Below are 16,333 nucleotides of genomic sequence, written 5' to 3' on the forward strand. Positions count from 1 at the left end.
ATGCCGTTCAAGAATGTGCATAAACACTTTAATTATTTGATTGTCCTCTTGACAGGAGCCGAGCCGAGATAGCTTTTTCTAACTTTTTTTAAATCACCGCGGGCACTTTTAGCAACGGTAATATGCCATTCAGTCATTTTCTTGGCTGATCTCTGTATCGATCGAGCTTAGCATGTCATCGAGATCTTCGGTTTCATCATTTTCATGTGCTAAGGCGAACTGCAGCTGACCGTTAGCTAACAAAGCCATTGTTTCTTGCTGTGCATCCCAATCGCGTTTACTGACTAAAACACCAGCAGTACTCTCATCTCCGTTGGCTTTGGTGATAATGATCGGCCGGCTATTCTGGTTGACTTCTTTTAAAATATTAAATAAATTTTGACGTGCTTTGGTGGGCGTATAAATTTCTTGCATTTAATCAGCTCCTTCACCCGTTAATTATAATGTACCTAATTACGTACGTCAACTTAATTGGTCTTTTTCCGGCAATTGAAAACAGATTGTCCCCGGAAGAAATTAATCATTGGTTGGGTTTTTCGCTAGCAAATTGAGGCGCTTTCAACTACACTGAATATTAGTTGCTTTTATAAAAAAATATGACGATGGAGTCTCAACATGGCAAACTTTAATCTCAAAATTCAGCGGCAAACGGTCTTGCGCGCATTGATGTCGTTGATCGGTGTGATCATTCAATCTTTCGGTGGCGCCATTTTATTGGAATCGAATCTCGGAATGGATCCCTATTCAGCGATGAATTTAGGGATTTCCAAAATGATCGGTTGGCAATTAGGCACCTTTCAATTGGCGTTGAATTTTGTCGTGTTGATCGTGGTCTTCTTCGTTCAAAAGAATTTGATCGGTGTGGGCACGATTTTCAATATGGTCTTAGTTGGTTATGGGATTCAATTCTTCAGCGAACTCTATCAAAAAGTGTTGCCAGATCCGTCAACTATTGTGTGGCAAGTGGTCGTTGCCGTGGTCGGCTTGCTGATCTTCACCTTTGGATTGTCGATGTATATTGTTGCCGATGTGGGTGTTTCGCCGTTTGACGCGATCACACCGATGATCATGGACATCACCCATAGCGAGAAATATCGCTTGATTCGGATCATTCAGGACACAACAACGATGCTGATCGCATTACTTGTGCGCGGACCATTTGGATTGGTGACGCTGATTGTTGCGTTCGGCACGGGTCCGTTCATTATTTTCTGGAGTGATAAAGTTCATTCACATTTATTAAAGAAAATTTCGAACCGCTAATCAATTTTGAAAATCTAATTCACGATCATTCGGGCTTCCGTCCGTTCAATCAACTGTCGAGGTATGGTAAAATCGACTTAGATTGATTCACGGAGGTCTTTTTAAGATGGAAACGAGAGATGGGCGTCGTTCTTTTTTCGATGGTGGATTATTACAATTGATCGGTTGGTCGATCCTGGGTTGGATCGTTACGGTGTGTACACTGGGTATTTGTTATCCATGGGCAATAACCATGATGTACGGGTGGAAAATTAATCATACCGTGGTTGATGGTCATAGAATGCATTTCTCCGGTTCTGCGATCGGATTATTTGGGCAGTGGATCAAGTGGTTCGTGCTAACCATTATCACGCTGGGAATTTATGGCTTCTGGGTATATATTAAGCTCGAAGATTGGAAAGCAAGCCATACTAACTTTATCGATTAACGGGGGCAAACAATGGAGCAAATTACAGCTGGACAATTGGAAAGACTTGTCATAATTTTTGGCGTTATAACGCTAGTTTTATTGGCAATTTTCTTGATCAGTTGGTTGAAAGAACCGCGTCGGTTGATCAACGGTGTTTTGTTTACGTTATTTTTTGGCGTTTTTCTAGTCGAGTTGGCTATTTTAATTTTTAATACGGGGAATACGACTTTCATTACCACCATGGCCATTATTTTCCTCGTCCTAGTTGTGCTGATAGCCATTGTGATGGCCATGTCTTGGGCGTTGCTACTGTGGAATGCGGTTCTCGTGTGGAAGCGCGAGAGTCATGTGTTGGCGAACATGTTGACGTTGTTCTTGGCATTATTCCTAATCGGCATCTGGGTAATCAATATTATCGGTGTAAATTCGTTCTTGCCAGAATGGTTGAACACATTGTTGGGCGCGCTATCGGCAGTTGGACTTTATCTCGGGTTCTGCGTCTTTAATTATTTAGTCAATGTGGTGTTATATCAATTCTATCCGCGTAATTATCGCCAGGATTATCTGGTCGTTCTTGGAGCGGGATTGCTAGATGGTACGCGAGTTTCACGCTTATTAGGCAATCGGATCGACGCTGCAATGAAATTTGCAGATAAGCAGAAGGCAAAAGGACGCTCGCTGCCGAAAATTGTTTTCTCGGGTGGCCAAGGTCCAGATGAAAAAGTCTCAGAGGCCAGCGCTATGGCTGACTACGCAATCGCCCATGGATGGCCCGCAGAATTAGTCTTATTGGAAGACGCGTCCAAGAACACGTTGCAGAATATGCAGTTTTCGAAAAATAAAATTGCCGCGGATCATCAAGGCAAAAAACAACCGCGAGTCAAATTTTTCACGAATAATTATCACACCTTCCGCGCGGGTCTTTATGCGAAGATGGCGGCTCTACCAGCAAACGGTGTCGGTGCGCCGACGCGATTATATTTCTTACCCAATGCCTTGATCCGCGAATTCGCCGCAGTTTTTCTGCTCAACAAGAAACGGCACGCAATTATTATTCTAGGAATTATTGGAATTGGTGTGTTGTTGACGATTGCGACTATACTTAATGGCCGTTTGTAATATCTTCTCATCTTTTTTTAATAAAAGTACTTGACAGTTTTTAAACTCTAATGTAAAGTAGAAACATCATAAAAATTCACTTCAACAAACAAATTGAACGAGTAAGTAAATTGACTAAGACTGTACAGAAAACTTACATTTGCTGAGAGTAAGGTAGTTACGATCAATTGAAAATGGCTCGAAGATTGGCATCGCTAAGCAGCAGCAAGGTGATGATGGATTGGCACTCATTATCGTGCACGCGTATCGAAATATCCGGATATTTCTGTACGTTGCTGAGGAGCTAGCTGTAAAGTTAGCTCAAATTAGAATGGTAATCACGACGAGTTCGTTTCTAGAAATAGAGGCGGACTCTTTTTGTATCTTGTGAGTTGAAGTGGAGAGTAACTGCAGTTAACGTCTCATTCGTTTTGCAGAATTAGTACAGCCGGCTCAAAGGCCAATTATGATGGCTAGTTAATGAGGAAAGATGAGAACTGCAGTTAACGTTTTGGTTGTTTTATGTGAGTTTCAAATTGGTTGAACTTAAATTAGCTGTGAAAGTTGGCGGCAATTAACGTTCAACTCGTGCCGAGCAATTACTCAGCATAAATATGATTAAAAATTATTGGAGGAATTAACAATGAAGAAATCAATTAAAAGAATTTTAACGGGTGCAACAATTTTATTAGCAGGATTAGTGATCGCAGGTTGTGGTAACAAGGCAGACGCTTCATCGAAAACCACGACAGTTAAAATCGGGGTCATGAGTTCAGACGAACCCATCTGGAAACCGATCGTTAAAAAATTGAAGAAGCAAGATATCAACTTGAAATTGGTTGAATTCTCAGATTACAATACACCCAATAAGGCTTTGACTGATCACCAAATCGATTTGAATTCGTTCCAACACTATAATTTCTTGGATAGCTGGAATGACGCGCACAAGACGAGCATCGTTTCTGTTGGCGAAACATATATTGCCCCATTGAATTTATACTCGAGCAAGATCAAGAGCCTGAAAGACATTAAGAGCGGCGACGAGATCGCCATTCCTAATGATGCAACTAACGAAGGCCGTGCGTTGAATGTTTTGGAAGAAGCTGGCTTGATCACTTTGAAAAAGGGTGTCAAATTACCAACTGTCAAAGACATTTCGAAGAATCCTAAGAAGTTAAAAATCACAGAATTAGAAGCCGCTCAAACTGCGCGTTCATTGACGAACGTCACAGCCGCAGTTGTTACTAATGATATTGCCGCAGACGCTGACTTGACGGTTAAGGATGCGATTTTCCGTGAAACGGTCAATGCACGTTCGAAGCAATGGATCAACGTGATTGCAGCTAACAAGAAAGACAAGAACAACAAGGCTTACAAGAAGGTTGTCAAAGCTTATCGAACAGCAGCTACCGCTAAGATCATCGCTAAAGTTTACAAAGGCACTGCAGAACCAATCTGGACTTTAGAGAAATAGTTATAATTAAAATCGAGTTATCTTTTTGAAGATACTAAAAAGCAGCCCTGAACTTTCAGCAAATGCTGAGTTCAGAGCTGCTTTTTTGGTGGAGTGCTTTTTGCGTGCTGAAACGTGTTCCAACCCGTGACATGTCACACTCTAAACGTGTTCCGCAACACTGAAATCAAGCGTCTAAATAGCGACCACTTTAAATCCTAAGAGCAGGATTTTAAGTGGTCGCTGATTTAGTCGTTGATTTCAACCCGTGTTGCTACACACTCTTGTTGAAATGTGTTCCAAGTCATTGAAAGTTGCGGTTAACTTGACTCACACTGAAATCTAAGACCGGATTTTAGTGTGAGTCGAAGTTAATCCTCACTTTCAACCCATGACTTGTCACACTCTAAACGTGTTCCAAGCAACTGAAATTAAGTGTCTAAGCACCACCAGGTTCAAATCCAAGGACGGGATTTAAATCTGGTGGCGGCTTAGCCATTAATTTCAACCCGTTGCTTTCCACACTCTACTTTAAATACTTTTCCCAATCTGGGATTTCTTTGAACTGGGCGCGTTCGAATTGGTCTTTCATGTCGTAAGGGACGGTGCCATCGATGACTAGCTTCGATGACATGCCTCGGAAGCGGATCGACTTAGGATCGTACTGTGGACGTTCTGAGGGGTCTAGTGGGTGATTGCGCATGCCAGATAGGACCATCAGATCTTCGTCGGCTTGGAAACGGGTATTCATCGTCCAGATGACGTCGTTCATATCGAAAATATCGACGTCTTCATCGACTAAGATAACAGTTTTCAATTCTTTGAAGGCTGAGAAGGCGAGTAAAGCAGCTTGACGCTGGATACCTTCGTCGGCTTCGTTTGCCTTGTGGATTTGCAGGATACTCATTAATTTACCGCCACCAGCTGGTGGATTGTAAACGTTGAGCACTTTTCCTGGGATCGCGCGGTCAACTAATTGTAGGATACTTGCTTCGGTGGGAATACCGGCCATGCTAACATGTTCTTCGCTGAGACCGATAACCGATTGCATGATTGGGTGATCTTTACGATGTGTTACGGCAGTTACTTTGATTACTTGTAGTGCTGGATTTGCATCGCCATCATAACCGGGAAATTCAGGCATTGCTTTACCAGTATGCGTATTGATGTCTTCTTGAATGCGTTCGTTAGGCATGATGTAGCCTTCCAGCGTGTATTCAGAACGGGCAATGGCGTTTTCGTCGACAGTGACACCTTTGACCAAATCAACGGCTTGTTGACGAATGGCGCCGGCAACACCTAATTCGTTATAACCGAATGGTGTGGTAGGTGGCTCGAAGGTTGCGCCAATGGTGATGGCAGGATCGAGACCGATACTAATTGTGATCGGCATAGGTTTGTTGGCTTTTTCGAATTCTTCGGCAAAAGCACCGATATGACGACCACCGGGCATAATATAGATGCCAATTTTATCTTTATCTTCCAAAACCATTCGGTGAATCGTGACATCGCTCTTAGACTTGTCCATATTTGAACCGAGAACAACGCCGACCGTAATATAAGGACCAGCATCCATGGGTGTGTTCGTTGGTGCGGCGACTAATTTACGAATATCGAAATCCGCATCGGTTGCGCGGTGAATTACTTCATGGGCAGGTGCTTCGGCCTCAGTGACCATTTTTGGCCAAACGGGATTAGAAACAGACTCGTTTAAAAATTGTCCTAGAGTTTTGTAATCGTGGTGGAACATTTGACCAACACGTTTGCGACTTGCCATCAAGCCGATCAAAACGCGGGTGTCAGAGAAGCCCTTAACGTTATTAAACATCATTGCGGGGCCTTCTTGCGTTGGCCGCATCACGGTACCACCAGCACCGATATAACGATACACACCGGCTAAATCAGCATCGGGATCGACTTCAACGTCGGTTTCGTGGTATTGACCAGGTTGTTCTTTCAATTCTGCTAAAACTTTGCGTAAATCATAAGGTTCTTGACTCATACACTCAGCTCCTTCTTCATTAAATTGCTTTAGGAAAAAATCAGCACAAACATAACTGTTTTGCTTGATAGGGTTAGCATAAGCCGATTAAAGACGGCTATCAATTCAAAAGAGGGCTGTTGATATTCCAAAATGGACTGGAAAAGAATGGTGAGCGAAAATCTGAGTACTAGTTAGTAATGATTTTTAACTGAACGATGATTTTGGAGAGGTTGTTACTACCGAAAAATGTTACAATATGAACAGAGAAAGGTTGAGGTGAGGGCATGTTTCATAATATTGATTTGAAGAGTTTAAGTGAACTGGAATTAGACGTTTACAACTACATAATCAGTCATCCCAAGCAGTTGCAGAATTTGACGATCCGTCAGCTAGCACAAGAGGCACACGTGTCAACGACGACGATCAGTCGCTTCTGCCGCAAGCTGAATTTAAGTGGCTTTTCTGAATTGAAATACGTGATCCGCGATGAGTTGCATGCGGAACAGCGCGTTTATCCGAGTTATGATCTAAATACGCCGTTGACAGATTTCTTCACGAAAGTTTCCCGCGATGAGTTCGAGCAGAAAATTAACGCGTGGTTACAATTGACCTTAAATGCACGTTTCATCGTTTTTCTCGGCATCGGAACAAGTGGAAGTCTAGCGGTTTATGGATCGCGCTTCTTGAACAATGCTGGCGCCTTATCATTTTCACACACGGATCCGTTTCAACCAGATGCACATGGCACGTCAGATCTTTCGGACTGTTTGCTGATTGTGCTCTCTGTTTCGGGAACGACTGAACAAGTTTTGAAACAAACAGCGGAATTCAAACAGCACAATGCTAAAATCGTTGCGATCACGAATCAGGAATATTCGCCATTAGCACGGCTGACGGATTTAACCATTTCGTATTACATGCCCGAGAGAAACGCCGGTGATCATGTTAATATGACCACGCAGATTCCAGTTGTTTATCTACTTGAAACGCTGGCAGGACGCTACGCAGACGCTAGCTTATAAAGAATGAGAAACATGTTCCATTGGCGGAACAAATTCTTTTTAAAAGAACTGTACCAATTTTATGCGAAACCCTTTTCATTTATCTGGCAAGTTGATAGAATGATTTCTGTAAGCAATTAGTTAACGCTTACAGAAATTATTCTATTTTTTATTTTTCTCAAATGGAGGAGTGTATCTAATGCAAAATTGGATCAATCAACACATTTTGCCACCGATCATGAGATTCGTGACCACACGACCGATCAATGCACTAAAGAATGGTATGTTATACGTCATGCCATTTACGATCGTCGGTTCGATTTTCTTATTGTTGGCTAACTTGCCAGTTCCTGCTTGGTCAAACTGGATGGCTTCTACGGGTATGGTGCCATATTGGAATGTCGCTTATAATTCATCATTTGCGATCATGGCCTTATTCGCAGTTGTCGGTATCGCCTATTCATGGGTACATGATGAAGGGTACGAGCCATTACCTGCAGGCTTACTTGCAGCCGTGTGTTTCTTCATCGTCATGCGCCCATCTAACGGGGTTACACTGAACGATAAAGTTGTCGCAACACCAGCACAAATGGCACAAACTACTTTTATCGACCGTGATTGGTTAGGCGGTAAAGGTATGATCGCCGCGATTCTGATCGGTTTGATCGTTGGTATTGTTTACTCATGGTTCTTGAAGAAGAACATTACAATTAAATTACCTGATCAAGTTCCACCTAATGTCGCTGCATCATTTACGGCATTGATCCCAGCAACTGTTTTAATTACTGGCTTCATGTTGATCTACGTATTCTTCGACAAAGTTACAAAGTCAACGATGACGGAATGGATCTATTCAACGATTCAAACGCCATTACAAGGTTTGACGGATTCATTCGGTGGTATGTTAGCCATTGCCTTCTTAGTGCCATTCCTATGGTTCTTCGGTGTGCACGGTGCAACGATCGTCGGTGGTATCATGGGGCCTTTGTTACAAGCAAATGCACAAGCTAACCAACAAATCTTGGATTCTGGTAAAGCTTTAACACTTGCTAATGGTGGTCACATCGTTACGCAACAATTAATGGATCAATTCATGACAGTTACTGGCTCTGGTATGACAATTGGTTTAGTGGTCTTCATGGTGTTCTTTGCAAAATCAGCACAATGGAAAACACTCGGTCGTTTGTCGATCGTTCCTGGTGTGTTCAACATTAACGAACCAGTATTGTTCGCTGCTCCAGTTGTAATGAACCCAATTTTGGGTATTCCATTCTTCGCAGCACCTATGGCCTCAGCTATTTTGACTTGGGTCGCGATCCGCTTCGGTTGGATCCCAATGTTTGGTGGTACGATGGTGCCTTGGACAACGCCACCAATTTTCTCAGGCTTCTTAGTGGGTGGTGTTCGTACCGCAATCTGGCAAGCACTGATGTTAGTTCTAACCTTCTTTATCTATCTGCCATTTGCGCGTAAACAAGATCAAATCTTGCTTGCTCAAGAAAATGGTGAGAGTACAGAAGACTTTCTAAAAGAAGAAGCAGCTCCAGTAGAGGATGCTGCTAAGTAAAAGCACTATTAAATGTGGCGTGTGATGAAAGTCGATCTGACTTTTGTGACACGCTATATTCTTGGAGCGGCGTGTTTGTGGGTGATGGCGGCTGCAGGATTTTGGAGGAATGGAAGTTCCTCCACCTAAATTTAGATAGTTTGAAAAGCTAGTTCGTGGTTGATGGCAGTTTGAATTTGCTCCAGAGAATGAACAGCACACTCGTGGGGACGGCTCCAGGATTTTGGAAGCCCACCAAAATTCTTCCGCCTAAATTTGGAGCTCTTGCAAAAACCGCAAGATCTCCGAATTTCCCATTCTCTAAGCGACGGTAATTCTGTCGCTAAGACCATTATCACAGTGTGCTGTTCATTCTCTTCCGCAAATTCTGTGGATCTATTCTAGTAAGTAGATTTGGATTCTGAGTTGATCGTTTCCCATTTAAATTTTTTCTGAGCAACATAAATATTTAGTAGCAAAATATCCAACGTGATCATATTTCCAGCAACAAAGCAATCGGCGTTGAAATCAAACTATTCCGCTCAAACCCAGTTCTTCCGAGTTCACCACTAAACTAATTCTAGTTTAGGTCGCGGCTGCGTGGGGCAAGTGACGACACTGTGAAACTGGTGTTGCGACAGGGCCATCGTCGCTTACAGCAGGGGCGTATTTCGAGATTTTTTTCAGGAGCCGATTTTGCGACGGAGAAAAAGCTCGAAATCGAGGTGGAAGACTTTTCCCCGAACTTGGGAAAACTCTGGAACCGTCCCCACAGTCCGCCGTCACTTGCCCCACGCAGCCACGACCGAAGGTAGCTTAGTTTTTTTACAGATAAGTTTAAATATGTTCAATCCACAATGCAGTACACCTGTTAATTGATTATCTTTGCTAAGATAGTTAAACTTAACTTGTTGGATTATTTTAATCACAATTTTATTTTTAGAAAGAGGTTTATTATGGCGAAATTACGCAAAGATTTCTTATGGGGTGGCGCGGTTGCTGCTCATCAATTGGAAGGTGGCTGGCAAGACGGCGGCAAGGGTATGAGTGTTGCCGATGTGATGACCGCTGGTGCCAATGGGGTGGCGCGTCGGATTACTGACGGCGTATTGCCTGGTGAGAATTATCCTAACCATGAAGCTATCGACTTTTACCGTCGTTATAAGGAAGATGTAAAGCTATTTGCCGAAATGGGATTCAAATGTTTCCGGACTTCGATTGCTTGGACGCGTATTTTTCCTAATGGTGACGATGCAGAACCTAATGAAGAAGGGTTACAATTCTACGATGATTTATTCGACGAATGTCATAAATATGGGATCGAACCTGTTATCACACTTTCTCATTTCGAGATTCCTTATCATTTAGTGACTGAATATGGTGGCTGGTCGAATCGGAAGCTGATCGATTTCTTCGTGAAATTTGCGACGACTTGCTTCAAGCGTTACAAGGGTAAAGTTAAGTATTGGATGACTTTTAACGAAATTAATAATCAAACTAATTACCAGAGCGATTTCGCCTTGATGACGAATTCTGGCTTGCCTAAGCATGAGGGCGAAGATATGGAACGTACGATGTATCAAGCCAGCCATTATGAGCTCGTTGCTAGTGCCATCGCCGTTCAGGAAGGCCACAAAGTTGACCCAGACAATCAAATCGGCTGCATGATCGCCATGGTGCCTATTTATCCGTTGACTGCAAAACCAACAGATATTATGGCGGCTGAGAAGGCAATGCAATCGCGTTACTGGTTCGCAGATGTTCATGCAAACGGTCGCTACCCAAGTTGGATGCCAATTTTCTTCGAGAATCATAAATATAACTTGGATATCACCGATGAAGATTTGGAGACTTTGAAAAAAGGCACCGTTGATTATATCGGCTTCAGTTATTACATGTCAAATTGTATCGAAGATCATGGTGGTGCGCCGGAATATCACTATGACGAAGAAAATAACGGCACCAAGAATCCTTATGTTAAGGCTTCTGAATGGGGCTGGGCCATTGATCCTGAGGGCTTGCGCTATGGCATGAACTGGTTCAATGATCGTTATCATTTACCACAATTTATTGTGGAAAATGGTTTCGGTGCCATCGATAAAGTTGGTGCAGATGGTAAAGTTCATGATGATTATCGCATCGATTATCTACGTCGCCACATCGAACAGATGAAGCTTGCCGTTGAATATGATGGTATTGACTTGATGGGTTACACACCGTGGGGCTGTATCGACCTTGTTTCTGCAGGCTCCGGCCAGATGGACAAGCGTTACGGTTTCATCTACGTTGACAAAAACGATGCTGGCGAAGGGACTTTGGCACGTTCACGCAAAGATTCTTTTGACTGGTATAAAGAAGTTATTGCTACTAATGGTGAAGATTTAGGCTAATTGTGAAAAATAAAAACAGCGAATCACTAATGAAAATTAGCGGTTCGCTGTTTTTGTATACTGTATATTCTAGGCGCCACCAAGCAGTGCCGTCAGTAAAGATATAAGCATCAGGAGCAGTATCAACGCTGCCAGGACATTATAGGCAGTAAATCCGGTGAGAATATTCCCGAAAATCAGGTCGAACCGATTATTGCGGGTGGCGTGGTTGGTAATGCGGATCTGGCTCATCGCTGGAATCGTCAATAAGTTCTGTTTGAACACTTTGCCATTGTCGGCGGTCAGAAATTCTTGAAAAACATGACCATCTTTGGTTTCGAAATCTAAGGTGTACCAAGTTTGTTGATCCTGATTAATGACGATGTCGCCTTTTTTAGGCGCCTTCATTTGATGCTTCTTAAATTTGATGGCCGGCATTTGGTCGTACTCATAAGAGAAGTATTGGCTTTGATCGTCGATGAATTCAACCACGATGAAGAAAATGATCCGTTGGTTGGTGAAGACCATTAATCGATTTCCACGCAAGCTATCTTGTGCTTTGATATATTCTTTTGATTCATCGGTTTGTGGTGCATACATGCCCATGATGCCGTCGGTTGCGGCTGCGGTGTTGTCCTCATTGGTCATCGGTAAAAAGTTGACGATTTTTTCGCCATCACCTAATAATTGAGTGACTTTTGTGAGGACGTCTTGCATTGTGATGTAGAGCGCGACTTGTCGCTCTTGATATTTCTGGCGTAATTCGGGCGTCGACTTTGGTTCGTATTTCTTGGGGATGCCGTTCATTTGGTTGACGACTTCGACGAATGGATTAGTTAAGATCATGTTGTTTGACCTCCTGTTTTAACTTCAGACGCCCACGAGATAGATGTTTATAGACTGCCAGGCGTTTCATCTTGAGTTTCGCCGCGATCTCTTGTGGCGTTAGATCGTCGATAAAATAGAGCTGGAAAACTTGTCGTTCGGTCGGCGATAGGGGTGTAAATAAGGCGTCGAAATCTAACGGCTCTGTTGCAGGGGGCGTCTCTAAATCCGCTAAGTAGGTTTCATCTAGTGCCATGGTTTTGAAGGTTGCCTTTAAACCACGTTTATAGTCCTTTGCTTGGTTGCAAACGACGGCAGATAGCCCAAGGCCTAAATTCACCGCGAGTCGCGTCATACGCCTCGATATGCGTCCAGATTTGATAATAGCAGCGGTTCTCCACATCCTCGAGATAACCACGCTCGTATTGTGACGGCAGGTTATGCATAACGAGTTGATGAATGAAGTCACCCTCCAGCTCGATCAATTGATTCATTGAGTCTGCTTGATGCTGTTGTAATGCGGAAATCAATCCTGTTTCATCCACGATTTCATCTTCTTCTGTGACGATTAATTTGTGCCAACTTCGCTTACACCTAATAATACGAAAAGGGAATGTGAAAGCTGACATTTATTGTCAAAATTATTTTAAAAAACGGTCGACTATTTTAATAATTAGAAAAATAGGGCCATTACCCACAGCATACCATTATTTTCAAACCGATCACCAAAATTCTAGCAACGTGGTGTATCTGCAGATAAACGTTTGATCTTTGTCGAACAGCTAGTTTTCCACAGCGCTTCTTGATACAATGGGCGTAATGAATTGATTGCGGGTGAACAAATGACGGCGTTACTGTTAGTGGTTATCTATATTGCGTTTATTGGCTTAGGGATTCCGGATTCACTGTTTGGAACGGCATGGCCGGCTATTTATCAAGAATTTCAATTGCCTTTATCTGCGGCGAGTTATGTGACAGTGCTGACTTCTTTGGGAACAGTCACGGCCAGTCTACTCAGCGCGCGGTTGATCAATCGTTTCGGGACCGGCCTGATCACGGCAGTCAGTACGGTTTTAACCGCCGTTTCGCTGCTGGGATTTTCATTGTCTGCTAATTTTTATTGGCTTTGTATTTGCGCGGTGCCACTGGGATTGGGCGCGGGCGCAATCGATTCGGCGTTGAACAATTATGTGGCCGTGCATTATCGCGCCACCCACATGAATTTCCTCCACTGTTTCTATGGCCTTGGTGTTTCGATCAGTCCGTTTATCATGAGCCAAGCTTTAGGAAAAAATGCGAATTGGCGTGGCGGTTATCATTTAGCCTTTCTGATTCAAACAACAATTGCGGCGATCATGATTATTTCGTTGCCGTTGTGGGGGCGGATGAAAAATAAACAGCACAAGACTTTCGAATCCGAGCAAACTTCAAAAACGTTAGGATTTAGGTCGATCGCAAAATTACCGGGCGTTCCAGCGGTCTGGACGGCGTTTATCACTTCCTGTGCCGCCGAAGTGACTTGCGGAACGTGGGGCAGTACTTATCTGGTTAATTCGCGGGGGTTAGGGATCAGCCAAGCCGCGGCTGCCATTACTTTTTTCTACGTGGGCATGACTGTTGGCCGGTTCTTATCTGGCATGCTCGCCACGCGCCTTTCGAGTTGGCAACTGATCAAGCTGGGTCAAATTGTGATCGTGATCGCCGTTATTTTGTTAATACAACCTCTTAACACGACGATTGCGATTGCAGGGCTATTTATGATCGGCCTCGGGAACGGTCCGATCTATCCCAATTTAGTTCATTTAACGCCGACCAATTTTGGTCAGGATGTTTCTCAATCGGTGATGGGTTCGCAAATGGCGGCAGCTTCTTTAAGCTTTATGGTGATCCCACCGATTTTTGGATTGCTTGCCCAAAACTTAAGCACGCAGATCTTTCCATATTTCGTCGCGGTCATGTTTGCCTTGATGGTGCTCGCAATTCGGGCTTTGCGAAAAGTTGTGCTCCAGTAATTTTTGTTTGCGTATAACACAGTGAACTTATACTGTTCTATTTTTAAGAAGCGCGCTAAGAGGGTTGAAAATTAGCGCGCTTTTATTTGCCTGATGTCTAAAGACGTGACTATTTTTCCCTACAAAATTGTGCTAGTGCTGAGCACAATCTGTTGCAATTCTCATCAGAATACGATATCTTATCGTTATGAGATGTAATCGATTTCAGAGATGCCGCTTGCTTTTGTGCGGTCTCTTTTGTCGAAGACATCTATAAATATTAAAGAGGTGCGATAAATGTCTAATCAAGGGACTGTTCCAGCAAGTGTTGCAATGTTACGCGTGATTGAATCTTGGGGGGTCGATCATATTTTCGGTTATCCCGGCGGTTCATTCAACTCTACTATGTCAGCGCTTGAGTTAGAGAAAGATCGGCTCCAATATATTCAAATTCGGCATGAACAAGTGGGCGCGCTCGCAGCCAGTGCGGATGCCAAGCTCACCGGCAAAATTGGTGTGGCTTTTGGATCGGCTGGTCCAGGTGCAACCAACTTATTAACGGGTCTTTATGATGCCCGTGAAGATCATGCGCCAGTTTTGGCGTTAGTTGGGCAAGTGCCTAGTACAAATATGAATTATAATTATTTCCAAGAATTTACTGAAGAGCCCATGTTTGCGGACGTGGCGGTTTACAATCGGGTGGTGATGACACCGGAAAGTTTGCCATATGTTGTCGATAAAGCGATTCGCGAAGCTTATAAACATCAAGGTGTGGCGGTTGTCATCATTCCGAATGATTTCGGCTATGTCCAGATTCCGGATGAGGATTACACGAGTGTTTCGCCGACGGATGCGAAAACACGGCCATTACCTGACGCCACCGACGAAGAAGTCGACCACGTTCTCGAAATGATCGCGCAAGCAAAACGTCCGGTAATTCACGTCGGCCGCGGAATTGGCGCCGGTGGTGAGCAACTCGTTGAATTATCGAAAAAATTACAGATCCCGCTGATTTTAACTGGCTTGGCTAAGGGCTTAGTGCCAGATGAGTATGAAGGAAACTTAGGCTATGCCAACCGAGCGGCGATGAAGGCTGCCGACGAAATTTTCGGCGTGGCGGATTTGGTGATCGCTATTGGCGCGGACTTCCCGTTTGCCAACCTGATTTATCGCACCCATCCCTTTAAATTTGTGCAAGTCGATATTGATGAAGGTCAATTTGGTCGCCACCATTTTCTCGATTACGGTATTTGGAGCGACGCCACTAGTTTCGTTGAACGCGTCTTGGACCGCAGTCAAAAAGTGGCACCTACACCGTTCTTCAAGGCGGCTGTTGCAGATAATTTGAACTGGCGTGAATATTTGACGAAGATGTCGAACCGTGCCAGTGATCCACTGGAATTTGAAGCTGTTTATAAAGAAATTAATCGGATCGCCGAACCAGACGCGGTTTTCTCGATCGATGTCGGCGACAATATTATTAATTCGTTCCGCTATTTAAACCTAACGCCGAAAAATAAATGGACGATTTCTGCCCTGTTTGCGACGATGGGCTATGGTTTGCCAGGTGCAATTGCAGGTAAGCTGAGTTTCCCTGAACGCCAAGTTTTCAACATTTCCGGCGACGGCGCGTTCTCGATGGTGATGCAAGACTTGATTACCGAGAAAAAATACAAGTTACCTGTGATCAATATTATTACTAGCAACACCACGCTGAACTTTATTAAATCTGAGCAGGATGATATTAATATGGTGCGCCACAGCGGGATCGATATTGAAGATCAAGATTTCGCCATGATTGCTAGGGCAATGGGCGTTGAATCGGTGACCGTGCACAATAGTGGTGAGTTGCGAGCGGCCTTCGATCAAGCCGTCACTGCCACAAAGGCGGGTCAACCATTCTTGATCGATGCGAAAATTACCGCGAAACGCGGCTTGCCAGTTGAAGTCTTGCAGATGAAAATCGAAGATGGTCAGCTGACCGAAACGATTTCTGCAGATTACAACGCGAACCACACGCTGGATCAACCGCAAACATTGCCAGAATTCTTCGCATCATATGATGGCGAGGAATTGAAACCGTTGGCCGATTTCTTTGCGGATGCTGGGGTTGAACTTTAAAAAATAAGTTTTGGGGCACACTTCTTTGTTGGAGTGTGTCTTTTTTTTGTGCGGTTTGATGTTTTGCGGTTCCGGCGAAATTTGTGGTGGGAACTGGGAAACTGCTGTGGGGACGGCTGCAGGATTTCCAAAGTACGGAAATTCTTCCGCCTGAAATGTGAGCTCCGGAAAACCGCCGGATCTCACATTTCCCCTTTCTGTACTGGCGCCCATGGCTCTAACGATGTCATTATCCGTAACTCACGATGTTCGAACGGCTAAAGCAAATTCGCA

At 43.8% G+C, this 16,333-nt stretch carries 13 protein-coding genes; 9 read left to right on the plus strand and 4 right to left on the minus strand.

Annotated features, from left to right (window positions below):
- Positions 1–129: 129 nt before the first annotated feature.
- Positions 130–414 (minus strand): type II toxin-antitoxin system Phd/YefM family antitoxin, encoded by a 285-nt coding sequence (locus EKM67_RS06650; RefSeq protein ID WP_125578252.1) that lies wholly within the window; start codon positions 412–414, stop codon positions 130–132.
- Positions 415–615: 201 nt separating this feature from the next.
- Between EKM67_RS06650 and EKM67_RS06655 the strand changes: the two genes are divergently transcribed.
- The 4 genes from EKM67_RS06655 to EKM67_RS06670 all read left to right on the plus strand — a co-directional run bounded on the left by EKM67_RS06655 (position 616) and on the right by EKM67_RS06670 (position 4,244).
- Positions 616–1,263, plus strand: coding sequence for a YczE/YyaS/YitT family protein (locus EKM67_RS06655; RefSeq protein ID WP_125578253.1), 648 nt, complete (start codon positions 616–618; stop codon positions 1,261–1,263).
- Between the two features lie 106 nt (positions 1,264–1,369).
- Complete coding sequence (locus EKM67_RS06660; protein WP_125578254.1) at positions 1,370–1,690, plus strand: YjgN family protein; 321 nt, start codon at positions 1,370–1,372, stop codon at positions 1,688–1,690.
- Positions 1,691–1,702: 12 nt separating this feature from the next.
- On the plus strand, positions 1,703–2,791 hold the full coding sequence (locus EKM67_RS06665) for a YdcF family protein (RefSeq protein ID WP_125578255.1): 1,089 nt from the start codon (positions 1,703–1,705) through the stop codon (positions 2,789–2,791).
- A 622-nt stretch (positions 2,792–3,413) separates the two neighbouring features.
- On the plus strand, positions 3,414–4,244 hold the full coding sequence (locus tag EKM67_RS06670; RefSeq protein ID WP_125578256.1) for a MetQ/NlpA family ABC transporter substrate-binding protein: 831 nt from the start codon (positions 3,414–3,416) through the stop codon (positions 4,242–4,244).
- Positions 4,245–4,749: 505 nt separating this feature from the next.
- Here EKM67_RS06670 and EKM67_RS06675 read toward each other — a convergent pair.
- The gene (locus tag EKM67_RS06675; protein WP_125578257.1) at positions 4,750–6,225 is read right to left on the minus strand and encodes a UbiD family decarboxylase; all 1,476 of its coding nucleotides are present in this window, start codon (positions 6,223–6,225) and stop codon (positions 4,750–4,752) included.
- Between the two features lie 266 nt (positions 6,226–6,491).
- Between EKM67_RS06675 and EKM67_RS06680 the strand changes: the two genes are divergently transcribed.
- The 3 genes from EKM67_RS06680 to EKM67_RS06690 all read left to right on the plus strand — a co-directional run bounded on the left by EKM67_RS06680 (position 6,492) and on the right by EKM67_RS06690 (position 11,144).
- Positions 6,492–7,229, plus strand: a complete 738-nt coding sequence (locus EKM67_RS06680) for a MurR/RpiR family transcriptional regulator (RefSeq protein WP_125578258.1) — start codon at positions 6,492–6,494, stop codon at positions 7,227–7,229.
- A 178-nt stretch (positions 7,230–7,407) separates the two neighbouring features.
- Positions 7,408–8,775 (plus strand): PTS sugar transporter subunit IIC, encoded by a 1,368-nt coding sequence (locus tag EKM67_RS06685; protein WP_125578259.1) that lies wholly within the window; start codon positions 7,408–7,410, stop codon positions 8,773–8,775.
- 935 nt (positions 8,776–9,710) lie between these two features.
- Positions 9,711–11,144 carry a 6-phospho-beta-glucosidase gene (locus EKM67_RS06690; protein WP_125578260.1) on the plus strand — a complete coding sequence of 478 codons (1,434 nt, stop codon included), beginning with the start codon at positions 9,711–9,713 and terminating at the stop codon, positions 11,142–11,144.
- A gap of 69 nt (positions 11,145–11,213) precedes the next feature.
- Here the strand turns inward: EKM67_RS06690 and EKM67_RS06695 are convergent, their stop codons facing one another.
- Together EKM67_RS06695 and EKM67_RS06700 are read right to left on the minus strand one after the other, a co-directional pair.
- Complete coding sequence (locus EKM67_RS06695; protein WP_125578261.1) at positions 11,214–11,969, minus strand: hypothetical protein; 756 nt, start codon at positions 11,967–11,969, stop codon at positions 11,214–11,216.
- The gene (locus tag EKM67_RS06700) at positions 11,956–12,303 is read right to left on the minus strand and encodes an RNA polymerase sigma factor (RefSeq protein ID WP_164506598.1); all 348 of its coding nucleotides are present in this window, start codon (positions 12,301–12,303) and stop codon (positions 11,956–11,958) included. Before EKM67_RS06700 ends, EKM67_RS06695 begins: the two co-directional genes overlap by 14 nt.
- A gap of 487 nt (positions 12,304–12,790) precedes the next feature.
- On the opposite strand from EKM67_RS06700, the gene EKM67_RS06705 reads away from it, so the two are divergent.
- Together EKM67_RS06705 and spxB are read left to right on the plus strand one after the other, a co-directional pair.
- Positions 12,791–13,960 (plus strand): MFS transporter, encoded by a 1,170-nt coding sequence (locus tag EKM67_RS06705; RefSeq protein WP_125578263.1) that lies wholly within the window; start codon positions 12,791–12,793, stop codon positions 13,958–13,960.
- A gap of 276 nt (positions 13,961–14,236) precedes the next feature.
- Positions 14,237–16,060 (plus strand): pyruvate oxidase, encoded by a 1,824-nt coding sequence (spxB, locus tag EKM67_RS06710; RefSeq protein ID WP_125578264.1) that lies wholly within the window; start codon positions 14,237–14,239, stop codon positions 16,058–16,060.
- Positions 16,061–16,333 lie beyond the last annotated feature (273 nt).

Source organism: Lapidilactobacillus mulanensis (assembly GCF_003946215.1).
GTDB lineage: Bacteria > Bacillota > Bacilli > Lactobacillales > Lactobacillaceae > Lapidilactobacillus > Lapidilactobacillus mulanensis.